This is a genomic window from Desulfurobacterium sp. TC5-1, from assembly GCF_000421485.1.
Lineage (GTDB): Bacteria > Aquificota > Aquificia > Desulfurobacteriales > Desulfurobacteriaceae > Desulfurobacterium_A.
In genome coordinates, this window is record NZ_ATXC01000001.1 from 780,788 (window position 1) to 806,984 (window position 26,197).

A 26,197-nucleotide genomic window follows, 5' to 3' on the forward strand; every position below is an offset into this window, starting at 1 on the left:
AAACTCTTATATAATTGCCTATTATGCCAAAAAACAAAAGCATAGGAAAATCGTTTCTAATTGTAGCATTATCCATCCTTTCAAGCAGGGTTTTTGGACTGCTGAGAGACGTCGTCATAGCATCGACTTTTGGTGCAGGAAGAACAACCGACGTGTTCTTTGTAGCTTTCAGAATCCCCAACATGTTAAGAAGAGTATTTGCAGAGGGTGCCTTTAGCTCAGCTTTCACACCGGCATTTGCCAAAAAACTTCAGATAAGTAAGGAAGAGGCCGTAAAATTTGCATCAAGATTTTTTTTCATCCTGTCCATCTCACTACTGACGGTTGTAATCATAGGTGAAATCTTCACCCCACTAATAATAAAAGTTATAGCTCCAGGCTTCTCGGGAGATATTGAAAAACTTGCTATATCCCTTACAAGAGAAATGTTTCCATACATACTTTTAGTAAGCCTCGTGGCTTTTTTCGGTGGAATACTAAATGGATATGAGCACTTCTTCGCCCCGGCATTTTCAACAGTTCTCTTCAACATATCGCTTATACTGTGTGCCATATTTTTTAAGAACCAACTTAACATCCATGCTTTAGCCTTAGGCGTTGTTATAGGTGGCTTTCTTCAAGTGCTTCTCCAGCTATACTTCCTCAGAAGAGAAGCATTTATTCCAAGACCTATTCCGGGAATAGACGAAGATGTCAAAAAAGCTTTAAAGAACATCATCCCGGGGATATTCGGCTTTGGTGTGAGACAACTTTCCATGTTGGCAGACACAATTATCGCTTCATTTTTAGCAGCCGGTGCCATATCATACCTCTACTACGCAAACAGGTTTGTTCAACTTCCCCTTGGAATATTTGCAATAGGTCTATCCCAGGTACTCCTTCCAAAACTTGCGAAAACGTTTAAAGACGAAGACGCCTTCAGATACAACCTGACAACAGGATTAACGCTATGCGCAATGATAATAATACCTTCTACTATTGGACTTCTCTTTTTTGGTAAACCATTAATTGACATCGTGTTTCACCACGGAAAATTTACAACAGCAGATCTAAACGCAACATACTACGTCTTATGCGGATATGGAATAGGGCTCCTTTTTTATTCTTTTGAAAAGATCCTGGTCAACGCTTTTTACTCTCTTGACAATTACAGCTATCCTGTCAAAGTTGGCGCCGCTACGCTCGTTTTCAACATAGTCGCCAACATCATTCTCTGTTTTGGACTAAAGTTAGGTGCTGCAGGGTTAGCGCTCGGTACGGCAATGACCTCTCTTTTAAATGTTCTGTTTCTTGTCCGAAAACTCGAAAAAAACGTCTCTTTCATAGAAAACTGGATTAAAGAAAACTTAAGGTATTTACTCCTATCCCTTCCCATAATTCCAGTTGCAATTTATGGAACAAAAACATACTTTCAGTTTGCATCACCGCTACTCAAAATAGCAACAATATCTGCAACCATCGTAGTTGCAGTGATTATCTATTTTGCAACGCTGCTTTTGGCAGGCGATAGGATAGCGATGAAACTTTTAAGGAGGCAGTAAATGCATCCAATCCTTTTTAAGATAGGACCCTTCACCATTTATACATTTGGTGTAATGGTAGCAATCGGCATCATCTGTGGATACTTCATTCTAATAAAACTTGGAGAACGGGAAGGAATAAACAAGGATGACCTTTCCGATCTTATGATCTGGACGGTCATTTCCGGCTTCATCGGCGCAAGAATTTTCTTTTTTCTATACAATCCCCAATATCTCCATCCTGTATGGCGGATATTCTACTTCTGGGAAGGAGGACTCGTCTGGTACGGTGGCTTCCTCTTCGGTTTTATAACAGCGCTATATCTGGCCAAGAAAAAGAACATTCCCATATGGAAGACGGCCGATATTGCAGTAATAGCAGGTGAAGTGGGACTTGGGTTTGGAAGGATAGGCTGTACTATGGCAGGATGCTGCTACGGTAAAGTATGCCATTCCCGGTTCGCCCTCGTATTCAGAGATCCTCACTCTGCCGCTCCTCTCAATGTTCCTTTGTATCCAACGGAACCTGTCTCTTCAGCAGCAAACTTTCTTATAGCAGCTGTACTTTACTTCCTCTACAGAAAGAGAAAATCACCCGGAGAAATATTTGGATTTTATTTCATTTTTTACGGTATTTTTAGATTTCTAATAGAGTTCTGGAGAGCCACACCAAAAGAGTTCTTTGGAACATTAAGCAATAACCAGATAATGAGCATTTTTATGGTAATTCTTGGAACGGGTCTGATAATATATAGAAGGAAAGCCTGTAAAAAAGTATAATTGATTTCTCAAGGAAAATTTCAAAGCTGGAGGAGAAAGATGGCTCAACGCTACGCCTACTTTGAGGGGAAATTCGTTCCAATAGAGGAAGCAAACATAAACATTCAAACCAACTCTTTTCATTACGGAACAGCCGTCTTTGAAGGCATTAGAGCATACTGGAACGAAGAGAAGCAACAGCTTTTCGGCCTATTTTTCAAAGAACACTACGAAAGAATGCTTGCAAACTGTAAAATCCTGAACTTCCAGGTAGATAAAACTGTTGATGAACTCGTTGAAATAACTGTAGAGCTTTTAAGAAAATGCGAACATAGAGAAAACGTTTACATAAGACCTATCGTTTATTTTCCAAACCTTCAGATTTCTCCAAAACTTATAGGATACGATACAGAACTTGCAATATACACCGTTCCTCTTGGTGACTATCTTGATACAAAAAAAGGATTAAAGGTAATTACCTCTTCTTTCCACAGAATAAACGATTCCATGATTCCTGCAAGGTGCAAAGTTGCCGGTGCCTACGTTAACAGCGCATTTGCAAAAACAGAAGCCATAAGGGCAGGCGCAGATGAAGCCATAATGCTTAATCCAGATGGAACGGTAGCAGAGGGGAGTGCCGAAAATCTCTTTATCATAAGAAACGGCGTTGCAATAACTACACCGTCATACAGTAACATTCTTGAAGGTATAACGAGAAACGCCATAATAAAACTTCTGAAAGAAGAGCTTAACGTTCCCGTCGAAGTCAGACCAATGTTAAGAAGCGAACTTTACATAGCCGATGAAGCGTTCTTCACGGGAACAGGAGCACAGGTTGCACCAATTGCCGAAATAGACGGAAGAGTCATAGGAAATGGAGAAATCGGCGAAATAACATCAAAACTTCAGGACCTCTACTTTAACATTGTTAAAGGAAACATTAGCAAGTACAGCGACTGGCTTATTCCAATATACTAACTAACATGAAACGGGGGATTTCCCCCGTTTCAATCTTTTCACACTTATTCACATTGAAATTGCCCTGCATCTGCCTTAAAATAGTCCTGTAATTCAATTAATAATCAGGTGGTGATTATGAAAGTTGCCGTTGTTCAGATAAATACCGTTCTTGGAAACCTGGAAAAGAACATAGAGAAAATCTGCCAATTCACCGAAAAATGCATAGAAAAAGGTGTAAGCATCTGCCTTTTTCCGGAACTTTCCATAACGGGCTACTACCTTCAGGACATAACATCTGAAATAGCTATAAAGCCGGATGATGAAAGATTATCACCACTAAAAAAGCTAAGCAAGCACATCGGTATAATAGTCGGCGGCATTGAAGAATCTGAAGAACACATTCTCTACAACTCCGCATTTTTCATAGAAGATGAAAAGGTAAAGCACATACACCGTAAAGTTTACCTTCCAACCTACGGAATGTTTGACGAAGCACGTTTTGTCGGTGCAGGTAAAACGTTTAGAACTTTCACTGCGTGTGGTTTCAAATCAACAATCCTCATATGTGAAGACTGCTGGCACTTTTCTTCAATTTACCTTCCGTTTTTAGAAGGAACAAAACTTATATTTGTCCAGTCTGCAAGTCCTGGAAGAGGTTACAGAGAAAACCGTATGTTTGGAAACGCAAGAGTCTGGAAGAACATGGGTGAATTCTACTCCCGCCTCACCGCTTCCTACTTTATATATGCAAACAGAGTTGGTGTAGAGGACGGCTTCATTTTTTCCGGCAACTCTTTTATATGTGACCCCTACGGAAACATCGTAAACGAAGGTTCACCATTTGAAGAAGAAATCATTATCGCAGACATTGAACCATCTCTTATACGCTCTGCAAGAATAAGTCTTCCTCTCCTTAGAGACGAAAAACCATGGATTATTGAAAAAGAACTAAAAGCCTTTCTGGAAGGAAAAAAATGAAAGAGAAACTTGTAGAAATTCTGAAAATAGAAGACAAAGAGTTTATCGTAAACGTTCTTGTAAACTTTATTAGACAGGAAATAGAAAAGGCAGGCTTTAAAAAAGCAATAATTGGCGTAAGCGGTGGTGTTGATTCCGCCCTTTCAGCCTTCCTTACTGTAAAAGCTCTTGGCAAAGAAAACGTTATACTTATATCAATGCCTTACAAAACAAGCGCAAAAGCTTCAATTGAAGATGCAAGATTGGTGGGGCAGATTCTTGGTGCAGAATTTCACGAAATAGATATAACACCTCAAATCGATGCGTACTTCCAGCGATTTCCCGAAGCATCAAGACTCCGCCGCGGCAACAAAATGGCAAGGGAAAGAATGTCTATTCTTTACGATTTTGCATACGATAACAGAGCCCTTGTCGTTGGGACAAGTAACAAAAGTGAACTTCTTATAGGATACTCCACAAGGTGGGGAGACAGTGCACACGATCTGAATCCTATTGGAGACCTTTACAAAACCCAAATATGGGAATTGGCAGAATATATTGGTGTTCCTGAAAGAATCGTAAAAAAGAAACCGTCAGCAGACCTCTGGCCGGGACAGACTGACGAAGGAGAAATCGGATTTTCATATCACCTTCTTGACCAGATACTGGTAGCATACGTTGACCTGAAAATTAAGAAGGAAGAAATTATAGGCTTCGGATACGAACCTGAAATCGTTGAAAAAGTGATGAAGATGATTCAACATTCACAGTACAAACGGAAGCTGCCTATCATATGTAAAATTGCACAGAGGACAGTAGATAAAGACTTCCTCTACTTTAGAGACTGGGGGATATAGTTATGCTGGTTGACTTCAAGGAACTTGGTGAATTTGGCGTCAAAGAGCTGCTGAAACGCGGAGCCGACTTTGCCGACCTTTTCTTTGAAAAAAAGTTTACTTTTACCGCAAAATGTGAAGAAAATCGCATTGAAAACATCTCCAACGGAATAGAAATAGGCGTTGGAATCAGAATGATAAAAAACTGGAAGACCTACTACGGTTTCACAAATGAAATAACGCAGAAATCCATACTCTCCGTCATAGAAAACTTGGCGGTGGCGGCCGCTGCTGAAAAAGAGATATCCCTTAATATGACAGTAAAAGAGAAAAGATACCCTGAAATTGTTGACGGTGAAACTGATTTTACAATACCTGTTGAAGAAAAGATTATGCTCTTAAGGAGAGCAAACTACAGGGCAAGAGAGTGTGGCGACAGAGTCAAACAGGTTACGGTTGTTCTAAAAGATTCTATTCAAGAGGTAGTTATTGTTAACTCTTTAGGTAAAATTGTTGAAGACATAAGGCCAAGAGTTGTTTTTTATGTATTGGTGGTCGCTTCTGACGGCAGAACCCTTCAAACAGGATACGAACCTGCAGGACACCTCGGTGACTATTCTATCTTTGAAAGAATAACACCTGAAGACATTGCACTGAAAGCAGCTGAGAGAGCCATAAAAATGCTGTCAGCAAAACCTGCACCTGCCGGGACATTTCCGGTAGTTATATCATCAAAAGCTGGTGGAACAATGGTTCACGAAGCTGTCGGACACGGTCTTGAAGCAGATCTTGCAAATCAGGGACTTTCTGTATATTCTGGCAAAATTGGTGAAAAAGTTGCGTCTGACCTTGTAACTGTAATCGACGATGGAACACTCAAAGGAAAATATGGCTCATCTGGATACGATGACGAAGGTGAAGCAACCACAAGAAACATCTTAATAGAAAATGGAATCCTGAAAGGATTTATGTACGACCACCTTCAAGCCTCAAAAGCAGGACATCATCCAACAGGTAACGGAAGAAGAGAATCTTACATGCATGTGCCTATCCCAAGAATGACAAACACTTTCATAGCACCTGGTCACGACGATCCTGAAGATATTATAAGCGACACAAAAGAAGGCATCTTAGTCGTGAAAATGGGAGGCGGCCAGGTTAACACAATAAACGGCGACTTTGTATTTGAAATCTCTGAAGGCTACATGATAGAAAACGGAAAGGTAACATATCCAATAAAAGGTGCATCCCTTATAGGAAATGGACCTGCCGTTCTCCAAAATATAGACGCCGTTGGAAACGACTTAGGATTTGCTATAGGAACGTGTGGAAAAGACGGGCAAGGCGTACCAGTTTCAGACGCTCTACCAACAATCAGGATAAAAGAGATGACCGTAGGCGGAACTAAAAGCTGAGACTTGAAATATCAACTCAAGGGTATATAATTACTACCGTTTAACTTCCGAAGGAGGCAATTGGCATGCCAAAGATTAAAACACGCAGGTCAGCAGCCAAGAGAGTAAAGGTAACTGCTACCGGAAAGGTAAAGCACTGGCATCCTAACAAGGGCCACATCCTCACCAAGAAAAGCAGAAAGAGAAAGAGAAGACTCAGAAAGGCAGACTACCTTACAGGTGCTCAGGCTGCAAACTACAAAGAGTTAGTGCTCTACAAGTAAGTGATGCAACCGGGCATAAGCCTGAAGGCGCCCGTAGCTCGCTAAAAGGAGGAAAGATATGAGAGTAAAGACAAGCCCAAGAAGGTACAGAAGGAAAAAGCTCAAAAAGCTCACGAAAGGGTACTTCGGTGCCAAGCACAAGCTTTACAGAACAATGAAAATCCAGGTAATGAAATCTCTCTTTTACGCTTACAGACACAGGAGAGAAAGAAAGAGAGAATTTAGAAGACTCTGGATTGCAAGAATTAACGCAGCAGTCAGACAGTTTGGTCTAAACTACAGCAGATTCATCAACGGTCTTAAAAAAGCCGGCATAGAACTTGATAGAAAGGTACTTGCAGACATCGCAGTTAGGGACCCGGAAGGATTTAAGGCTCTTGTTGAAAAAGTTAAAGCAGCTCTTTAAGATTTGGTGGGGAAGGGTCCTTCCCCCCTTTAAACTTCATACAGGATAGAGGGGAAAATGAACCTTGAAACACTCGAAAAACTCAAATCAAAATTCATAGAAGAACTTTCAAAAATAGAAAATCTCAAAAGCCTTGACGAACTTAGAGTAAAATACATCGGAAGGAAAGGAGAAGTTACATCGCTCCTCAAAAGAATTCCGGAACTGCCACCGGAAGAGAGAAAATCTTTTGGAAAAGCATGCAACGAACTCAAAAAAGAAGTTGAAACGCTATTGCAAAACCGCATAAAAGAACTAAAAGCAAGAGAGAAAGAGGAAAAACTCAAAAAGGAATTTATAGATATAACACTCCCTGGAAGAAGAATCCCCTCTGGAGCACTTCACCCAATAACAAAAACCTTATCAGAAATAACAAAAATATTTACATCTATGGGATTTGCTATCGCAAGCGGTCCAGAAATAGAAACAGACTTTTACAACTTTGAAGCTCTCAATATACCTAAAGGACATCCTGCAAGAGAGATGCAGGACACCTTCTACATAAAAGAAGAGGTGGTTTTAAGAACCCACACATCACCTGTGCAAATTAGAGTCATGGAATCAACAAATCCTCCAATTCAGATAATAGCACCCGGTAAGGTTTATAGAAAAGACGCAGACCTTACACACACCCCCATGTTCCATCAGGTTGAAGGACTTATGGTTGATACATCAGTAACATTTGCAGACCTAAAAGGTGTTCTTGAACTTTTCTTGAGAGAATTCTTCGGTTCTGAAACAAAAGTTAGATTTAGACCAAGCTTCTTTCCATTTACAGAACCAAGTGCCGAAGTGGATATTGGCTGTGTAATATGCGGTGGCAAAGGCTGTAAAGTATGTAAAGGAACAGGGTGGCTTGAAGTCCTTGGCTGTGGAATGGTCGACCCTGCAGTGTTCAAGGCAGTAAACATCGATCCCGAAATTTACCAGGGATTCGCCTTTGGAATGGGCGTTGAAAGACTTACAATGCTCAAATACGGAATAGACGATTTAAGACTTTTCTTTGAAAACGACTTAAGATTCATAAAACAGTTCAAAGGGTTGGAAGTATGAGAATAACGTACAACTGGTTAAAAGAGTTCATAGATATTGAAGACCTATCTCCGCAGGAAGTTGCGGACATTATGACAGACATAGGTATAGAGGTTGATTCTGTTACCTATGCAGGAAAAGATATAGAAAAGGTCGTTATAGGTAAAATACTAACCATTGAAAAACATCCAAACGCTGACAAGTTAAAAATCTGTCAGGTAGATGTTGGAGACACCGTTCTTCAAATCGTAACAGGTGCCGATAACATATTTGAAGGCGCTGTTATCCCTGTAGCCCTTCACGGTTCAAAGCTTCCAATAGGTATAAGAATCAAAAAAAGCAAACTCAGAGGCGTTGAATCAAACGGAATGCTCTGCTCAGAGGAAGAACTTGGACTTACTACCCATTCCGAAGGGATAATGATCCTTCCCGAAGATGCAGGACTTCAGATCGGGGAAGATGCGGTAAAAGCTTTAGGACTTGATGACTGGATAATAGAATACGAAATAACAACCAACCGTCCAGATGCTCTAAGTGTGCTTGGCATTGCAAGAGAACTTAAAAGCGTATTGGGCAGAGAAATTGTACTGCCGGAGACTTCTTTCTCAACCATTGATGAAAATGCTTTAGACGCTCTTACACTTTCAGTGAAGGATGAAGTTGCCTGCCCAAGGTACGACGGTTTTGTTGCAAGAAACGTAAAAGTTAAACAATCACCTCTCTTCATGCAGATGAGGCTTTACAAGGTTGGATTAAGACCCATAAACAACGTTGTTGACATAACAAACTACGTTCTCTACGAATTAGGTCAGCCAATGCATGCTTTTGATGCCGACAAACTAACTGAAAACACAATCATTGTTAGAAGGGCAAAGGACGGTGAAACAATCGTAACGCTTGACGGAATTGAGAGAAAACTCACTTCAGAAGACTTAGTAATAGCAGACGCGGAAAGACCTGTGGCTCTTGCAGGCATAATGGGCGGGGAAGATTCAGGTGTTACATTCAACACCGACAGAATTGTTCTTGAAAGTGCACATTTTGAACCGCTAACAATCAGGAAAACAGCAAAAAGGTTGGGTATCTCAACTGACGCCTCTTACAGATTTGAAAGAGGTGCGGACATAGAAGCAACAATCTGTGCAGCTGAAAGGGCACTTCACCTCCTTCAAAAATTCGCAGATGCCGAAATCTACTCTGGAAAAGTGGAATTCTATCCAAAACCTTACACACCTAAAGTCATCGTTTTCAATCCGGAGAAAGTTAAAAAGCTTATTGGAGTTGACATCCCACCGAGAAAATCCTTTGAAATCCTTAACTCCTTGGGTTTCCCTGTTAAGAAAGAACAGGACTACATTATCGTAAAAGTGCCGTCCTGGAGAAAGTACGACGTCTCAAGGGAAGTAGACCTCATAGAAGAGGTTGTCCGCATCTACGGAATGAAAAAGATAGAAAGCACCTATCCGCTTTTGCATTCTAACGTAGAAAGGCCCCGTAGATTTGACAACATAATGAAAACAAAAGAGTTCCTATCCGCAAAAGGATTGAACGAAGCGATAAACTACAGTTTCATCGGAAAGAAACTTTACGACGCGTTCGGTCTTGATTTTGAAAACCTTATCAAAATATCCAACCCTCTGTCAGAAGAATGGGTTGGAATGAGAGACCTTTTAACTCCTTCACTGGTTAACAACTGCGTTCAAAATGTTAAAAGAAACGAAAAAAACGTGGCCCTATTTGAAGTTTCTGTTGTATTTGAAAACGTTGGAAAAGAACTTCCTGATGAAAAATTACACGCCGCTTTCCTGCTCTCAGGAAAACTTCCTGAAGGAATTTACAATGAAAGGGAAGTTGATTTCTACGACATTAAAGGAATAGCAGAAGAACTTATAGAATACTTTGGTCTAAAAGCTGAATTTGAAAGGTCAGAAGAGAAATTTCTCCACCCGGGACAATCTGCAAACATCGTAATAAATGGTGAAAAAGCAGGATTTATAGGCAGAATTCATCCTGATATTGAAGAGAACATGGGGATAAAACAACCTGTTTTTGCAGGTGAAATAGTTCTTGAAAAGCTTTTTGAACTTGCGGGCAAGGAAAAGAAAAGCTTTAAAAAACTTCCTAAATTCCCACCTGTAACAAGAGATATAGCTGTTTTGGTAGACAGGGAAATACCCGCATCAAAAGTTGAAGAGATTATTAAAAAAGCAGCTGGAAAACTTCTTGAAAAGATAAAACTGTTTGACGTTTATGAAGGAGAAAACATTCCAGAGGGCAAAAAAAGCTTAGCATTCTCACTTATTTTCAGGTCACCTCAAAAAACATTGTCAGATGAGGAAGTTTCTCGTATAATAGATAAAGTAGTTAAAAAACTCAGTGAGTCCAACATCACCATAAGGGCATAAGAGGAAGTGGAAAGTGGCAAATTTGCCAAACACAGTTGAGATAATTATCTCCGGCAGGAGATTTACCATAAGGACAGACAAAGATCCTGAGTACGTAAGGCATCTTGGTATTAAACTTGAGAAGATGCTGGATCGTATAAGAGCTGGCAACAATCGTATAACCTATGACAAAGCTTTAATAATAGCCTGTCTCTACCTGCTTGATGAGAATGAATCTCTCAGAGAACAGATAAGGGATCTTGGCATTGAAATTCAGCGGCTACATGAAGAAGGTGCCAAGATTCTAATCAACTCAAGAAAAATAGCGCCTTAACTTTTCCCTTCCCCTTATGCCCCGAAAGGGGTAACATGAAAGCGAAGAAAGCAGCATTAAGGCATAAGATAAAAGGGAAACGGCTATTACTTGACAGGAAAGAAGCCGAAGCAAAAAGCAAAATTATATGTAAAAAGCTTTTAACCATTGATGCTGTCAGAAAGCACAGAAGCTTTCTTCTCTACTATCCCTTCAAAAACGAGGTTTCGCTACTTTCACTCTTCAACGAACTTAAAAAAGCCGGCAAATCTGTGCTATTTCCAAAAGTTTCTGGAAAAGAGTTGATACCGGTAAAGGTCAACTCTTTAAACGAACTTTCTCCTGGATACATGGGAATTTTAGAACCACCTGAAACAGGTAGAAAAGAAAAGCCAGAAGTTGTGTTTGTACCGGGAATTGCCTTTGACCTTCAATGCTACAGACTCGGTTACGGAGGTGGATTCTACGACCGTTTTCTGTCAGGAAAAGAATACTTCACAATCGGTGTCTGCTTCGACTTCCAGATAGTTGAAAAACTTCCTGTTGAACCGTTTGATGTACCTGTAAAACTTGTAGTATCCGAAAAAAGAACAATAAGGAGGAAAGAATGGAACTGTTAATGATAGTTGCACTATCAATCATCGCCGGTTTTGGTACCGGTTTCGTAGTAGGTGCAAAAAAAGAAAAGGGCGAGATCGAAAGAATCAGAGAACAGATAAGAAATGAAGCCAAAGAAGAGGCTGAAAGGCTGATAAAAAGGGCTAAAGAAGAGGCCGAAGACATAAAAAGAAAGGCAGAAACAATCCTTAAAGAAGCCCAATCAAAGGTAGATGAAATCAGAAGAGAAGCGCTCCTTCACGCAAAAGAGAAAGTCCAACTTGAGAAAGAGAGAATAGAAGAAGAACTCAAAGAAAAGAAAAGGGAGCTTCAGGAATTTGAGAAAAGACTTTTAAAGAGGGAAGAATTTTTAGACAAGAGGGAAACATCTCTTGACAAGAGGGAAGAAAACCTTGACAGAAGGGCTGAATTTCTTGAAAGAGTTGAAAAAGAGCTGGAAGAGAGGAAAACTGAACTTCAACAGTTGGAGGAGAAACTTTCAGAAAAAGAAATTGAACTTGCAAGGCTTATAGAAAGTGAAATCCAGAAACTTGAAGAAATTTCAGGAATGACAAAGGAAGAAGCAGAAGAAGAACTTTTAAGAAGAATGGAAGATGAAGTCAAAAGAGAACTTGCGGTAAGATACAAAAAAATGGAAGAAGAGTTTGAATTCATGGCAGAAAGGCGTGCCAGAAGGATTCTCTCAACAGCCATACAGAGACTTGCAACAGAACACGTCGCAGAAACAACCGTTGCTGTAGTTGACCTTCCAAACAACGAAATGAAAGGAAGAATCATCGGTAGAGAGGGAAGAAACATCCGAGCCTTTGAACTTGCAACAGGCGTTGACCTGATCATTGACGATACACCAGAAGCGGTTGCAATATCATGCTTTGACCCTGTAAGGAGAGAAGTTGCCAGGATAGCACTTGAAAGGCTTGTAGCAGACGGTAGAATTCATCCTGCGAGAATTGAAGAAGTTGTAGAAAAGGTTAGAGAAGAGATAGAACAGGAAATCATCGCCACAGGGGAAGAAACACTGTTTGAACTTGGTATCTCTAACGTCCATCCTGAACTGATTAAACTCCTTGGTAGTTTGAAATTCAGAACAAGCTATGGACAAAACGTCCTTCAGCACGTTAAAGAGGTTGCATATCTTGCCTCTATGCTTGCCGCCGAAATAGGTGCTGATGTTGAAATGGCAAAGAGAGCAGGCCTGTTCCACGACATAGGAAAAGCTGTTTCTCATGAAACAGAAGGTTCCCACGCTGCTGTAGGTGCAGAGATTCTCAAAAGGTACGGTGAACCTGACGAAGTAATCAACGCAGCCGCTTCCCACCACGGAGAGGTTGAAGCAAAGTATGTTGAAGCAGTCTTAGCACAGGTGGGAGACGCACTATCCGCTGCAAGACCTGGTGCAAGAAGAGAAAGCCTTGAAGCCTACATCAAGAGAATAGAGAAGCTTGAAAGCATCGCTGAATCATTCCCTGGCGTTTCAAAGGCATTTGCGATACAGGCAGGTAGAGAAGTTAGAATCATGGTAGAACATGATAAGATTACAGACGAAGAAGCTGCCCTGCTTGCCCATCAGATAGCAAAGAGGATAGAAGAAGAGGTTCAGTATCCTGGGCAGATTAAAATAACTGTTATCAGAGAAACCCGTGCTGTCGATTACGCAAAGTAAAGAGGTAAAAGATGCTCAAGAAGCTGGACGAACAGGTAAAGAAAGACTTTAAAGAATACTTCCAGGATAGAGACTACGGCGTGATAGCCGTAACGGAAGAGGATGCGATAAGAGTCTTCGCAATAAAAACAACAAACCTAACAGAGATAGCCCGTCTAAAACACGGGCTATCTCCACTTTCAACGGTAGTTTTAGGTAGAGCAATGGCAGGCACAATACTCCTTACAACGCTTATAAAACATGGAACGGAACAGAGAATCCTTTTAAGAATAGAAGGTAATGGCCCTGCAGGTCTTGTTGTAGCTGAAGCAAACGGAAAAGGCGAAGTCAGAGGATTCATTCAGAATAAACAGATAGAAACAGCTACAAAAACTGTCAACGGAAAGAAAAAGTTTGACGTTAGAAGTGCTGTGGGAAAGGGAACGCTAACGGTTGTAAAAGATCTGGGATTGAAAACACCTTACGAAAGCTCCGTTCCTCTCATATCAGGGGAAATAGCAGAAGACATAGCTTACTACCTTTTAAAATCTGAGCAGATACCTTCAGCAGTCTCATTAGGTGTCCTTATCGGAAAAGACGGAAAAGTCAAAACAGCTGGCGGATTTTTGGTTCAACCACTGCCAGGGGCAAAAGAAGAAAACATCGCAAAGATAGAAGAAACTGTTAAAAACCTTCCCCCGGTAACCGAAATGCTAACATCCGGTAAAAGACCTGAAGACATCATAGAGGAGGTATTAAAAGGATTTAGAGTAAAAGTTTTAGCCCTGAAAGAGCTCTCATTCAGGTGCAGATGTTCAAAAGAAACAGCCATGCAAAGTTTAATGATGTTACCCATTGAAGAACTTGAACAGCTCATAAAAGAGGGAGGAGCAAAGATAACCTGCAACTTCTGTTCCACCGTTTACTACTTTACTCCCGAAGAGATAAAAAATGTTATAAAATTAAAAGAGACAGGTGACAACTAAACTGGATAGAGGGCTTTATGAAAACCATTGCTTTTCTCACTCTGGATATACCTTCTCTACCGAAAGCCGACTTCCCAATTAATGTTGAATTTGAAGGAGAAAAAGTAGTTGTTCCAGCAACTAAAATTCTCCGTTTCATTGATACCTCAAAAGGATTGAAACTTATAGACACACAAAACAAGGTTCAAGTTTACGACATAAAATCTATAAATGGCAACATTTTAAATGTAGAAAAAGTTACAGTTTTTGAAAATAGAAGGAAATCGATAAGACTCCCCTTTATAGGTAGATACAAGGGCTTTTTTGTATCTTCAATAAACGATGTTCCTGACATCTATAAGCTTAGAGATATTTCTTTTGAGGCAATTGCCGTTGAAACGGTAGGCGATTCAGTTCCTGCATTTCCCGAAAACAAAGAGATAAACGGCAGGCTATACTTTCCCGCAATGGGTGTGAAATCTCCTGTCCTACCCTTCTACATTATAAGAGCAACAGAGAAACTTGCCGTATTTGGATTTGAAGGAAAGACAGAATTCGCAAAAGAGCTTATGCTAAACCTCACGATAGAACTCAAACACCTTCTCAAAAACGCAAAAATTACCTGAAAAGAAAAACGGAGGTCAAATGATAGCACGTTACTCACTTCCAGAAATGAGCTCTGTCTGGGATTTACAGAACAAATACAGAACATGGCTAAAGGTTGAGATCGCCGCAACGAAAGCATGGGTTGAACTTGGCAAAGTTCCTGAAGAAGCACTTAAAACAATTGAAGAAAAGACAAAAGAGTACATAGAAGGCAAAAAAGAATTTGACATCAACAGGATAAATGAGATTGAATCTATAACAAACCACGATGTTATAGCATTTTTAACCTACATAAAAGAAATAGTCGGTGATGCTGCCAAGTATTTACACTTTGGTATGACATCCTCAGACATGCTTGACACTGCATTTGCGATCCAAATAAAAGAGGCTGGCGAAATACTCCTGAAGGACATAGATAGAATCCTTGAGGCAATAAAAAGAAGAGCTCTTGAGCACAAATACACCGTAATGATAGGAAGAACTCACGGCATACACGCAGAACCTATAACGTTTGGTCTCAAATTAGCTATCTGGTACGAAGAGATGAAAAGAAACAGAGAAAGGCTTGAAGCAGCCGTAAAAAGAGCTGCTGTCGGGAAAATTTCTGGTGCTGTTGGAACCTATGCCAACATAGATCCAAGAGTTGAAGAGATAGCCTGCAGAGAGCTCGGCATAGGTCATGCAAAGGTTTCAAACCAGGTAGTCCAAAGAGACAGACACGCTGAATTCTTAAACACATTAGGTCTCATTGCAAGCTCTATAGAACAATTTGCAACAGAGATAAGACATCTTCAAAGAACAGAAGTAAGAGAAGTGGAAGAACCGTTCAGAAAAGGCCAAAAAGGCTCTTCTGCAATGCCTCACAAGAGGAATCCTATCCTTTCTGAAAGGCTGTGTGGATTGGCACGCGTCGTGAGAAGTGCTTCTATCGTAGGTATGGAAAATATAGCCCTCTGGCACGAAAGGGACATAAGCCATTCTTCAACAGAAAGAACAAGTTTTGTGGATGCCTGCATAGCTTTAGACTACATGCTCCAGAAATTTGAATGGCTTATATCAAACTTAACAGTCTATCCCGAAAACATGATGAAAAACCTAAATCTTCTCAAAGGACTTGTCTTTTCTCAGAGAGTTCTGCTTACATTGATAGAGAAAGGCGGTCTAACAAGGGAAGAAGCCTATGCAATTGTTCAGGAAAATGCGATGAAAGTATGGGCCGAAGGTGCTGAATTTAAAGAGTTATTGAAGAATGATGAAAGAGTTAAAAAGGTTCTAACAGATGAGGAGATAGAGGACATTTTTGACCTTTCATACCACACAAAGCACGTTGATTACATCTTTAACAGAGTCTTTGGATAAAAAAGGGTGGCTTGCGCCGCCCTTACATCAAGCACCAAGAATAGACTGAATCCTCTCTATGGCATCCTCAACTTCAAGATTTAAAAGTCCAACATTTGCATCAGACTTAACCACACAAACAAGAATAGCCCTTCTTCCGGCTTTCTTAGTAAGAATATTCTGGGAAGAACATCTTATAAGTGCATCTTCAAAATCACCAGCTTCAACAACCTTCGAAAGCCTCTCAGACGTACCAACAACAGCAGCCGCCATAGCTGCAAGCTTTTCAGCACTCAAACCTCCCTTAACCATCGTTGAAACGACAACCTGTCCGTCAGGCGTTGCAACGAGGGTACCGAGTATATCTGAACCAAGTGAATCGGCAAGAGATGACAAAACCTCTTCTAATAACTCTCTTTTGCTTGCCATAATTTACCTCCTTTATTTTCCTTCACCCTGATAAAGTTTTTTAAGTGCTTCTCTTACAATTCCTCTTGTAACATCTTCACCGGCAAGCTCTTCCATATAGGATATAAGCATTGGAGAAGGTGCCGAAAGGAAAGTTTTCTCCTTTGGCTCAAAACATGAAGCTATACCGTCAAGACTACCTATAACTGCCTCTACATCAGAAATGTTCTCAAGGAAATCCATAGCTGCAAAAGAAACTTTCTGCACTTTCTTGTCAAATAGCATTGACTTTAAAGATTTTTTTAGGGCACCTGTACTTAAAAACTTTACAAGTCCCTCTATACCGTACTTTGCAATAATGCTTGAAACAGCCTGAAAAGCCTGCGCAAGCTGAAACTCAGTCATTGCCTTTGTTGTCTTCAAAACACTCTTTGAAATAGCATAATACTCAAGAGCACTAACTGCTGCTGAGGCTGTGGCAACAACTCCCATATCACCAACAGGAGATATAAGCTCTGCAGGAATTAAATAAGCCTCTTTTCCCGTATCCTCTGCTAACTTTTTAAGCTTCTCTATCTGTTCAGGTTTAACAATTTGCTCTTCCAAAAGCTCATTTGTAGCAATAAAATAATGAGTATGCTGGGGCGTTCCCGGAATAGCTGCTGGATGAAGAGTTGAAAAACCAATGTCTTCCCTATCTTCCATAAATAGAATATTTTTAACAGACGTTTCAAGAACAAGCACAGGCATTGTGCAGGTAGTCGCAATTACTGCATCTTTTCCAAGATAAGGAATAATTTTTTCAGCAATCTTCACGGTAAGACCACTTCTAAAAGGCGTGAAGAGAACAGCAACATCAGCATCTTTTGCTGCTTCAACATCATCGCCTGTAAGCTTTATACCTGCATCGATAAGCTTTTGTTTAAAGGATGAATCAATAGTTTCAATACGGGGATCGGCAAGTGAAACTTCGTGTCCTGCCTGAGCAAATTCAAGTGCCATTCTGGAACCACCGTATGGCGGCTCACCACCAAGAGTTTCAGGAACCTTTAAAATTTCTCTGTAATAGGTCTGATTGCCAAAACCGTAAACCGCTACTTTCATAATGCCTCCCTCGGTTTTTATATGTTGCGCAATTTTATCATAGGATTAATTGAGAAATCAAAACAATTAGATATGTTTAAACATTATTAAAGAAAAGAGATTTAAATATGAAATAGACCCAGAATCTCTTTAAATCCTGAAATTGGATTTTCTTTATACAATCCTATGGCTTTTTTTATGATGTTTCTATCTATACCGAGGAAGGCGAGCCTTTCAGGCTTCCTGATAATGTGAAATCCAAGAAATTGGAGAAGGTTTCTTGGACTATCTGTGAATCGGGCACTTTCAAAATCTATGAATCTAACTCCCCTATCCGTCAAAATTATATGTTTTTCACCTTTTAACTCAGAATGGCTTACTCCTGCCCTGTCAAGGATAAAGCACTTCTCCAAAATCTCTCTTATAACATTCACTAATTTTTCTTTAGAGAAAAATCTTTCAAAAGAGAACGGGAAACCGTCCACGTATTCCATGATTATCATGTCTTCATCGTAATAGTAAACAACAGGAGCAACAGACTTAGCTTCAAGGTACTCAAGAATTCTTGCCTCTTTTAAGAGAAATTGTTCTTTACCGGCATCACTCCTTGCAAACTTTATCGCTACTTTAACAGGAATGGTAAATGGATCAGAAGGTTTTATGAAACCGGAAAAAACGGTTCCTCTATACCCTTTGGCAACAAAATCATTAAGCTCAACTTCAAGATTCTCAAGTGTTTCCAATCTTCTAAGAATAACACTTTCCCGACCGGCAGGATAATCAATCAATGACAACGATTGTAAATTCAGGGATTTCATACTGCTCCCTTAACATTTTCTTGACAAGCGCCTTATAAGTTATTTTATAAATTTTTTCATCCCAATAAAACCTGTATCTCTCTAATTTAGCAGCAGCTTCCTTTAATATCTCTTCTTTTTCTGGAAGATATTTAATAAAAAAAGCAAAAAAATCGTCCTCAAAACCTTCTAATGCCTCTTCTATCAAGTCGTCATCAAGTTCTGATATATCTTTTAATTTTTCAAGTATTAAAACATTATCAACTGGAAGAGATAAAAGAATCCCCTGAAGAATATCATAAAGATACTGCAACCGCTCTGCAGCCGAAAGCGGTGATTTATACAATTTATTTATCTTTTCTCTCTCTTTTTTCTTTTGAATTTTAAAAAGATTTTCTATTTTTTTACCAAGTTCCCTGAGCGTTTTTGGAGAATCTCCCTCCATTTCCGTAACACACTTCATAATAAATGTCTCTGGAATGGCCAAATAGTACCATCTCTTTATAATTTTCAAATCGTCATTTCCTCTAAAATACAGGTTAGGAAATGTTTCAGCAATATACTTAATTATTTCCTGTGCGTACTCGTTAAAGTTTCTATCCATTCACAAAACTCCAGATACAGTTTTCTATTTTCTTCCATTAGATTCTCAGCATTTTTAAATTTAATGTACTTGCCGTAAAATCTCTTTTCCGTTTCTGCCTCCCTCAAAAGTGAAAAAACAGTGTAAAAGTCCTTACCCATCTCATCAGACAGCTTTTTAAGCACCCTGTAAACATTTCCTATCTTCTCTCCCAAAAAGAGCTGATAGGTATAAGCTATAAATTCAGAATCCACAATACCACCTTTTCCATATTTAATGAAACTTTTCTTCCCAAGCTCTCTCTCAAGCCTCTCTCTCATCAACTTAATCTCTTTCCATGTATTGATGCACAGAGGAACAGAAAAGAGAAAGTCATCAACGGCAGAAATAACCTTTTCACGAAAAGGAACACCATCTGTAATAAGTCTGAAGCGCGTATAAGCAAGCCTTTCCCATACCCTTGCAGACTCGAAAAAATATTCTCTCATGTAACGAATAGTAAAACCTATCTCTCCTTTTTCACCAAAAGGTCTCAACCTGGTATCAACCTCATAGCCAAACGCCCTCAACCTCTCAATAAAAGCAGGAATAGAACCGATTCCCTGTTCCTTATCCTTCTCATTTTGAAAAATGAAAAGCAGGTCAAGATCAGAACCAACGTTCATCTCTTTGCTTCCAAACTTCCCCAGTGAAGCAACTGCAAAAAGCGGATTCATCTCTTCATAAATTTTAAGTAAAACAACGTCCGTTACATTTGTAAGCTCTTTATTGAAAGCTTCCATATCAGTTCTTCCAAGAAGCTTCCTTAATACAACCCTAACCTCTTCAAGATTCTTTGAAAGTCTATCGTTGTTTAACAGTTGAAATGTTTCCCTCACAGCACTTACAGTTCTGGGATTCTCTATACCTTCAGGATCAAAGAGATACTCCATTATCTCCGGCGTTTCAACAAACCGCTTTATGAAAAAGTCTTTAAGAGAAAGAAGCATAAGGAGAACCTTTAGCGTATTTATCTGCTTTAGGTAAGAAAGGAAATAGATCCTCCCCTCTTCCTTCTCAAGAAAAGATACAAGATTCTTCATGCACAGCTTTGAATCGGGCATCTCAAATATGAGATCTATAAAAGTATCACCCATTAAATCCAATTGATTCTGAGCTTCCGCAGATAGCAATTTTCCGTTAAAAAGGTAATCTATGAACCTTTTTATTTCTTCTGGCTCAAAGAACTCTTTACGTCTTAAGTCCTCAATAGTTAAAGATGAAAGCGTTTTCTTCTTTTCCGTCGGGAAAAACCTGTCAAAGAGATAGTGAACAGCATCCATAGTCTCTCTTAACTTAGAGACAAAAACTTCTCTGCTTGAAAAGCCCATCTTCAATGCAAGTTCTTCTGCCTCTTCACTTTCTGGATGAAAAGTCTGAGTCTGACGAAAGTGAGTTACCTGAATCATGTGTTCTGTCTGTCTCAAAAACTCATAGCTCTCTTTCAGTGTTTTATATTCAACTTCTGTAAGGAAACCCCAACGTCTCAACTTATCAAGGGCGATAAGTGTGTTTCGCGAACGAATGTTTTTATTTTTTCCACCGTAAATTATCTGAAAAGCCTGAACAATAAACTCTATCTCCCTAATGCCACCTTCGCCAAGTTTAACATCTATCTTGTTCAGTTTTTTAGACACTTTTGCTTTTATAAGCTCTTTAAGCCTTAAAACCTCTTCTATAAGAGTGAAATCAATGTACTTTCTGTAAACAAAAGGTGTTATCAATTTCTCAAACTCAATACCTGTCACCTTCAAATCACCAGCAGCAGGTCTTGATTTCAGAAGGGCAAACCGCTCCCAGGGTCTTGCCACAGCAGTGTAGTATTCTTCAAGGGCCTCTATGTCGTTACAGATAGGGCCCATTGTTCCGTTTGGACGAAGTCTTAAATCAATCTCAAAACATTTTCCATCTTTTGTGGTTTCCGTCACAAGCTTTGTAATGTATTCAGAAAGAAGAGAAAAATAATCGTGATTATCAAGCTTTCCATAGCTTCCGCCTGAAGTCTTACCGTATCTTGAAAAGTAAACGTATATAACGTCAAGATCGGAAGAGTAGTTAAGCTCAAAACCTGAAGCTTTCCCCATATCAACGATACAGAAGTCACTGTTTTCAGGCCTTCCATACCGCTTTTCCATCACACTTTTTGCAAATTCAAAAGCCGCCCCCATAATGGAATCGTGCAAGAGAGTGACATCTCTCGTTAAAAAGATAAGCGAATCCATTTTACAGATATCTCTCAAAACAATCCTGCCCATGTGAAGACAGTGATGAAATCTTATGAGTCGTTTAAAGCCCGCTTCGTCCCCTTCTTTCCATCCGGAAACCACAAAATCCTCAGGTGAAAGCTTCTTTTTGTAGATATTTTTAAGCTCTGGAATAAACTCAGGATGGATAACGAAAAAATCACCCAAAAATTGAGAAAAAGAGAAAAGTTTTATAAGGTCTTCTAAAAATTCATCCTGCAAAAAATCGGGTAAGCCTTCAGGAAATCTTTCTCTAAGTTTATCAACAAGTATAAGGGCTCTCCTAACATTCGGAAGTTTCTCTTTACCTTCTTCAATAATATCAAGTGCCCTTTGCCAGCTTTCTGGATATTCGTTTCGGCACTTTTCAAGGAGATATCTCATTTTTCTTTCCTCTCAAAAGCACCGGGAATGCCCATCTCCTCCCTATACTTTGCAACAGTTCGTCTTGCTATCTTAATACCACGTTTACCAAGCATAGTCGCTATCTTGGAATCACTGAGAGGCTTCCTCTTATCTTCAGTTTCAATAATTTCCTTTATAGCTTCCTTTATAACATCAACGCTAGTACCTGAAACAGAACGCCTGAAGAAAACCTTAAACGGGTAAACTCCAAAAGGTGTTTCAACAAACTTGTCCTTTACAGCGCGACTTATGGTTGATTCATGAATGGAAAGCTTTTCCGCAATTTCCCTATAGGATAACGGCCTTATAGCAGATTCACCGCGTTTTAGGAAATCTATCTGATGAGAAAAAACAGCCTCACCTATGGCTTTAAGAGTAGCATTTCTTTGCTCAATAGCCTTTTTCAGGTTAAGCGCCCTCTGATACTTTTCAGTAAGATACCTTTTAAGCTTTTCCGTATCGGCAGAACGAAGGTACGAAGAATTTACTCTAAAACTAAAAGTTTTAGTTTTAAGAATCTTAACAATCGGTTTATCACCCTCAAGATAGACAATCAAATCAGGCGTAATCCTCACCGTTTCAGCTTCCATCCCGGGTTGTGGATCAAGATGCTTCAAGATATTGAGAAATTCATCTAATTCTTCTTCGGTCAATCCGGTCTTTTCAAGAAACCTCTTCCTGTTTTTTCTCAAAGTTTCCATATCTTCGATGGCCCTGATAAATTTATCGGCAACACCAAGCTCTTCAGCCTGAACCTTAAGACATTCAACTAAAGAAACAGCACCGCAACCGACAGGGTCAAAGTGCATAACTTTTTTCCTGACAGATTCAACCTTATCAACAGGAACAGAAAGGGAACGGGCTACCTCTTCAACAGGAATGGCTAAAAAACCCTTCCTATCAAGGTTATCAATAATAAAACGAGCTATCTCAAACTCATCCTTTTCAAACTCAAGATGCGCCTGTTTTAACAACCTATCACGAAGAGAAACTGGAGATGCCTTAATAGTCAGTGGATCAAAAACTTCCGAATCATCCTTTACAAAGATGTTACCCCCATCAACGACAAAATCCCAGACACTCTCAACATTTTCTTTCTGCTCCCTATGAGTTTCCTCTACCTCATCTTCAAGTTCTATAAGTGGATTGGCCTCTATCTCATCCTTAATAAGATTTTCAAGCTCAAGCACAGGAAGCTGCAAAAGTTCTATATTCTGAAGGAGTGCAGGAGTCAGTTTAAGCTCAAGAGCAAGCTGCTGCTGTAATCCAGGTTTTATTTCCATAACGAAAACTACCTCTGCAGTCGGAATTTGTGTTGTAAAATTATGGCTGACATATAGTAATATAAGCAGACGCTAACAGCAATTAATTCAATTATACCTAATAAGGAGTCCCTAAGTGAGCGAGAGAATCCTTAAAATCGGAAAGCAGGTACTAAAGGAGGAAGGCGACGCATTAATCAACCTATCAGAAAGCATCGGAACTGAATTTGTTAAAGCCGTAAGTATCCTGCTGAAAACAGAAGGAAGAGTTGTCCTTACAGGAATGGGAAAATCGGGTCTTATATGTAAAAAAATAGCTGCAACGCTCTCAAGCACCGGAACTCCCTCGTTCTACCTCCATCCAGCAGATGCTGTCCATGGAGATCTTGGAATGTTAAAAGGAGACGACACAGTAATAGCCATCTCTAACAGCGGGGAGACTGCAGAACTTTTAAACATTATTCCTATAATAAAAAGCTTTGGAATACCCACAATAGCAATAACGAATAATCCTGTATCTTCCCTTGCAAAACTCTGTGATGTAAGTCTTTTCCTTAATGTAAAAAAGGAAGCGTGTCCATTAGGACTTGCCCCTATGACCACAACGACAGCAACGCTTGCTCTTGGTGACGCAATAGCTGCTGCTCTCATGGTAGAAAAGGGGTTTAAAAGCGAAGACTTTGCAAGGTTCCATCCAGGTGGCAAATTGGGAATCAGACTTTCCAGAATAAAAGATCTGATGAGGAAAGGCGAAGATGTTCCAATAGTTTCTCCCGAAACCACGATAAAAGACGCGATATATGAAATATCGTCAAAAAAGTTAGGTGCAACCTTGGTCGTTGAAAATGGGAAACTTGCAGGAATACTGACTGACGGTGATCTGAGACGGTTCTTTGAAAAGGGTGGCAACATCAGTTCCAAAGTAAAAGAGGCTATGACCGTTTCGCCAAAGACCATTGAAGAAAAGGCATTTGCCGAAAAAGCCATAGAAATAATGGAACGTTACAAGATTACAGTTCTTCCCGTCGTTGATGAATCTGGCAATTTAAAAGGCATCATTCACCTGCACGACATATTGGGTAGGAGGATTTAAGATGGACATTAAATTAATTATTCTTGACGTTGATGGCGTTCTTACCGACGGTTCCATATACTATGACAGCGAAGGGAGAGAGTACAAAAGATTCAACGTTAAAGACGGCTTCGCGATAAAGTATGCTCTCTCACAGGGAATTGAAATAGCGGTAATCACAGGAAGAACATCCTCAATGGTAGAAAAGCGGTGTAAGGAATTAGGAATAAAATACGTATTTCAAAACATCCAGGATAAAGAGAGTGTTTGTGACGAACTCGTTAACCGTTTTAACATTACCTACGATGAAGTAGCCTACATGGGCGATGATATTCCTGACTTACCCCTGATAAAAAAGTCCGGGTTTTCCGGAGCACCGATTGACGCGGTGAGAAAAGTCAAAAAAGAGGCCGACTTTGTAAGTGTATATCCAGGCGGGAAAGGAGCAGTGAGAGAATTCATAGAGCGGATAGTGGGTGAAATCGGGTGAGAGAAAAGCTATTCAGAATTGCCGTTTTTATAGGTATAGCAGGACTGCTTCCCCTGCTCCTTATAATGCTCCGCAGGGATACTCCACCTCCAGAGGTTCATATAAAAAAGACAAAACAACAGATAATAAGGGACTTTGTATTCTCACAAGAAAAAAACAATCAGACTGAATGGAAGCTAAAAGCACCTGAAGCAAAGTTCATAGACAACCACATAACCCTCATAAATCCAATCCTTATCGTTAACACCAAAAATCCTGTTACCATAACAGCTAAAAAAGCTATATACTATAAGCAGGAAAACAGGGCAACCTTTGAAAAGGTTAAACTAAAAGGACAGGATTTTTACGCTGAAACTCCCAAAGGAAGATTTGACGGTAAACGGCAGATTTTCCACTCAAACTCAAACTGCCACGTTAAATTTTTAAACGGATACACAATAGAAGGGAAAAACTGCACCATCAACTTCAAAACGGGAAAGGTTATAATTAGCAAAACGGTAAAAACAGTTATAAAACTTTCGGAGGAGAAATGATAAAAAGACTTTTCCTTGCAGTTATCTTGGTTTTAACATTACTACCGCACAGCGGATTTGCAAGAAATACTGAACTTAAAAACCTTCCAATTGTCGTTGAAGCAAGGCAGCTAATCTACGATAAAAACAAACACACAGCAATATATATAGGCAACGTAATTGTTCAACATGACAAAATAACAATTACTGGCGATAAGCTGATTATCCATTTTGATAAAACAGGAAAGGTAATAGAAAAAGTTGAAATGATAGGGAATGTCACATTAAAAAGTGAACAGGGGAATGGAAAATGTGACCGTTTAGAATACTTCCCCGCCCAGGAAAAGATAGTTCTTATAGGAAATGCAACATTAAAGAAAGGGAAAAACGTTATTATAGGTGACAGAATCGTCGCATTTAAGGACGGAAACGTCACAGTGGAAGGTATAAAGCAAAAAGTAAAAACGATTATATTCCCCGGAGAGACAGTAAATGCCACAGTTAAATAAAATTGACCTCAACGTTCTCTCAGCAGTTAACATAAAAAAAGTGTACGGAAAGCGAACCGTTGTAGAAGATGTATCGCTAAAGGTTGAAGAGGGCGAAGTTGTAGGCCTATTAGGGCCAAATGGCGCCGGCAAAACTACAACCTTTTACTGCATTATAGGTCTGGTGAAACCGGAAGGCGGAAGAGTCTTCATCGGCGAAGAAGAGATAACAAACGACCCAACATATATAAGGGCGAGAAAAGGGCTTTCCTACCTTCCCCAGGATGCCTCAATATTCAGGAAACTAACCGTTGAAGAGAACCTGATAGCCGTTATGGAAATGCATAACTATCCTAAGAGAGAGATAGAAAAAAAGACAACCTCTCTACTTCAGGAGTTTGGAATAGAACACCTTCGAAAAAATCGAGCAGATACTCTTTCAGGCGGAGAACGTAGAAGACTTGAAATAGCAAGAGCTTTAACGATAAATCCCCGTTTCTTGCTTCTTGACGAACCGTTTGCAGGCGTTGACCCCATCGCAGTCGCCGACATTCAGGAGCTGATAAAAAGCCTGAAACATAGAGGTATTGGAATACTGATAACAGACCACAACGTTAGAGAAACACTTAAAATCATAGACAGAGCTTACATAATAAGTCACGGGAAAGTTTTAGCCGAAGGAACACCTGAAGAGATAGCTGCATCAGAAATTGTTAGAAAAGTCTATTTAGGTGAAGAATTCTCCCTGTGACATCCTCCTAA

27 protein-coding genes are annotated in these 26,197 nt (G+C 39.8%); 21 read left to right on the forward strand and 6 right to left on the reverse strand.

The annotated features are described in order from the left end of the window. Positions 1-23: 23 nt before the first annotated feature. The 16 genes from murJ (at position 24) to purB (ending at position 16,074) form a co-directional block, all read left to right on the forward strand. Positions 24-1,541, forward strand: coding sequence for a murein biosynthesis integral membrane protein MurJ (gene murJ / locus H153_RS0104025; RefSeq protein WP_022846865.1), 1,518 nt, complete (start codon positions 24-26; stop codon positions 1,539-1,541). Next, positions 1,542-2,300 (forward strand): prolipoprotein diacylglyceryl transferase, encoded by a 759-nt coding sequence (lgt, locus tag H153_RS0104030; protein ID WP_022846866.1) that lies wholly within the window; start codon positions 1,542-1,544, stop codon positions 2,298-2,300. A 39-nt stretch (positions 2,301-2,339) separates the two neighbouring features. After that, a complete protein-coding gene (locus tag H153_RS0104035; protein ID WP_022846867.1) occupies positions 2,340-3,257 on the forward strand; it encodes a branched-chain amino acid transaminase in 918 nt (305 codons plus the stop codon). A 117-nt stretch (positions 3,258-3,374) separates the two neighbouring features. After that, the gene (locus H153_RS0104040) at positions 3,375-4,217 is read left to right on the forward strand and encodes a nitrilase-related carbon-nitrogen hydrolase (protein WP_022846868.1); all 843 of its coding nucleotides are present in this window, start codon (positions 3,375-3,377) and stop codon (positions 4,215-4,217) included. Then, a complete protein-coding gene (locus H153_RS0104045; RefSeq protein WP_022846869.1) occupies positions 4,214-5,053 on the forward strand; it encodes an NAD+ synthase in 840 nt (279 codons plus the stop codon). Before H153_RS0104040 ends, H153_RS0104045 begins: the two co-directional genes overlap by 4 nt. Before the next feature lie 2 nt (positions 5,054-5,055). Next, complete coding sequence (locus H153_RS0104050) at positions 5,056-6,447, forward strand: TldD/PmbA family protein (protein ID WP_022846870.1); 1,392 nt, start codon at positions 5,056-5,058, stop codon at positions 6,445-6,447. 65 nt (positions 6,448-6,512) lie between these two features. Beyond that, positions 6,513-6,710: a 50S ribosomal protein L35 gene (gene rpmI, locus H153_RS0104055; RefSeq protein ID WP_022846871.1), complete on the forward strand. Its 198-nt coding sequence runs from the start codon at positions 6,513-6,515 to the stop codon at positions 6,708-6,710. Positions 6,711-6,768: 58 nt separating this feature from the next. After that, the gene (gene rplT / locus H153_RS0104060; RefSeq protein ID WP_022846872.1) at positions 6,769-7,116 is read left to right on the forward strand and encodes a 50S ribosomal protein L20; all 348 of its coding nucleotides are present in this window, start codon (positions 6,769-6,771) and stop codon (positions 7,114-7,116) included. Between the two features lie 57 nt (positions 7,117-7,173). Further along, the gene (pheS, locus tag H153_RS0104065) at positions 7,174-8,208 is read left to right on the forward strand and encodes a phenylalanine--tRNA ligase subunit alpha (RefSeq protein ID WP_022846873.1); all 1,035 of its coding nucleotides are present in this window, start codon (positions 7,174-7,176) and stop codon (positions 8,206-8,208) included. Continuing rightward, positions 8,205-10,592: a phenylalanine--tRNA ligase subunit beta gene (gene pheT, locus H153_RS0104070; protein ID WP_022846874.1), complete on the forward strand. Its 2,388-nt coding sequence runs from the start codon at positions 8,205-8,207 to the stop codon at positions 10,590-10,592. The genes pheS and pheT overlap by 4 nt, the downstream gene beginning before the upstream one ends. Positions 10,593-10,605: 13 nt before the next feature. Further along, complete coding sequence (locus H153_RS0104075; RefSeq protein ID WP_022846875.1) at positions 10,606-10,905, forward strand: cell division protein ZapA; 300 nt, start codon at positions 10,606-10,608, stop codon at positions 10,903-10,905. A 35-nt stretch (positions 10,906-10,940) separates the two neighbouring features. Continuing rightward, entirely contained in the window at positions 10,941-11,504 is a 564-nt protein-coding gene (locus tag H153_RS0104080; RefSeq protein ID WP_022846876.1) for a 5-formyltetrahydrofolate cyclo-ligase, read from the forward strand. Continuing rightward, positions 11,492-13,165, forward strand: a complete 1,674-nt coding sequence (rny, locus tag H153_RS0104085) for a ribonuclease Y (RefSeq protein ID WP_022846877.1) — start codon at positions 11,492-11,494, stop codon at positions 13,163-13,165. Before H153_RS0104080 ends, rny begins: the two co-directional genes overlap by 13 nt. A gap of 11 nt (positions 13,166-13,176) precedes the next feature. Continuing rightward, the gene (gene hslO, locus H153_RS0104090) at positions 13,177-14,130 is read left to right on the forward strand and encodes an Hsp33 family molecular chaperone HslO (RefSeq protein ID WP_022846878.1); all 954 of its coding nucleotides are present in this window, start codon (positions 13,177-13,179) and stop codon (positions 14,128-14,130) included. 17 nt (positions 14,131-14,147) lie between these two features. Continuing rightward, positions 14,148-14,735, forward strand: a complete 588-nt coding sequence (locus H153_RS0104095; protein ID WP_022846879.1) for a hypothetical protein — start codon at positions 14,148-14,150, stop codon at positions 14,733-14,735. A gap of 19 nt (positions 14,736-14,754) precedes the next feature. Then, positions 14,755-16,074: an adenylosuccinate lyase gene (gene purB, locus H153_RS0104100; protein ID WP_022846880.1), complete on the forward strand. Its 1,320-nt coding sequence runs from the start codon at positions 14,755-14,757 to the stop codon at positions 16,072-16,074. A gap of 27 nt (positions 16,075-16,101) precedes the next feature. Here purB and H153_RS0104105 read toward each other — a convergent pair whose 3' ends face one another. The 6 genes from H153_RS0104105 to rpoN form a co-directional block, all read right to left on the reverse strand. Then, positions 16,102-16,482, reverse strand: coding sequence for a roadblock/LC7 domain-containing protein (locus H153_RS0104105; RefSeq protein WP_022846881.1), 381 nt, complete (start codon positions 16,480-16,482; stop codon positions 16,102-16,104). Positions 16,483-16,494: 12 nt separating this feature from the next. After that, the gene (locus tag H153_RS0104110) at positions 16,495-17,565 is read right to left on the reverse strand and encodes a H(2)-dependent methylenetetrahydromethanopterin dehydrogenase-related protein (protein ID WP_022846882.1); all 1,071 of its coding nucleotides are present in this window, start codon (positions 17,563-17,565) and stop codon (positions 16,495-16,497) included. A gap of 101 nt (positions 17,566-17,666) precedes the next feature. Then, a complete protein-coding gene (locus H153_RS0104115; protein WP_155883413.1) occupies positions 17,667-18,362 on the reverse strand; it encodes a hypothetical protein in 696 nt (231 codons plus the stop codon). Beyond that, positions 18,325-18,945 (reverse strand): hypothetical protein, encoded by a 621-nt coding sequence (locus H153_RS0104120; RefSeq protein ID WP_022846884.1) that lies wholly within the window; start codon positions 18,943-18,945, stop codon positions 18,325-18,327. The genes H153_RS0104115 and H153_RS0104120 overlap by 38 nt, the downstream gene beginning before the upstream one ends. Further along, entirely contained in the window at positions 18,909-21,590 is a 2,682-nt protein-coding gene (locus tag H153_RS0104125) for a [glutamate--ammonia-ligase] adenylyltransferase (RefSeq protein ID WP_022846885.1), read from the reverse strand. Before H153_RS0104125 ends, H153_RS0104120 begins: the two co-directional genes overlap by 37 nt. Further along, positions 21,587-22,894, reverse strand: coding sequence for an RNA polymerase factor sigma-54 (gene rpoN / locus H153_RS0104130; RefSeq protein ID WP_022846886.1), 1,308 nt, complete (start codon positions 22,892-22,894; stop codon positions 21,587-21,589). Before rpoN ends, H153_RS0104125 begins: the two co-directional genes overlap by 4 nt. Positions 22,895-23,009: 115 nt before the next feature. Between rpoN and H153_RS0104135 the strand changes: the two genes are divergently transcribed. From H153_RS0104135 to lptB, 5 genes are read left to right on the forward strand one after another with little or no spacing between them, the layout of a single operon-like run. Further along, positions 23,010-23,966, forward strand: a complete 957-nt coding sequence (locus H153_RS0104135; RefSeq protein WP_022846887.1) for a KpsF/GutQ family sugar-phosphate isomerase — start codon at positions 23,010-23,012, stop codon at positions 23,964-23,966. 1 nt (position 23,967) lies between these two features. After that, positions 23,968-24,435, forward strand: coding sequence for an HAD-IIIA family hydrolase (locus H153_RS0104140; RefSeq protein WP_022846888.1), 468 nt, complete (start codon positions 23,968-23,970; stop codon positions 24,433-24,435). Beyond that, complete coding sequence (lptC, locus tag H153_RS0104145; RefSeq protein WP_022846889.1) at positions 24,432-24,968, forward strand: LPS export ABC transporter periplasmic protein LptC; 537 nt, start codon at positions 24,432-24,434, stop codon at positions 24,966-24,968. The genes H153_RS0104140 and lptC overlap by 4 nt, the downstream gene beginning before the upstream one ends. Further along, positions 24,965-25,456 carry a lipopolysaccharide transport periplasmic protein LptA gene (gene lptA, locus H153_RS0104150; protein ID WP_022846890.1) on the forward strand — a complete coding sequence of 164 codons (492 nt, stop codon included), beginning with the start codon at positions 24,965-24,967 and terminating at the stop codon, positions 25,454-25,456. The genes lptC and lptA overlap by 4 nt, the downstream gene beginning before the upstream one ends. Beyond that, positions 25,440-26,186 (forward strand): LPS export ABC transporter ATP-binding protein, encoded by a 747-nt coding sequence (lptB, locus tag H153_RS0104155; protein ID WP_022846891.1) that lies wholly within the window; start codon positions 25,440-25,442, stop codon positions 26,184-26,186. Before lptA ends, lptB begins: the two co-directional genes overlap by 17 nt. Positions 26,187-26,197: the final 11 nt, after the last annotated feature.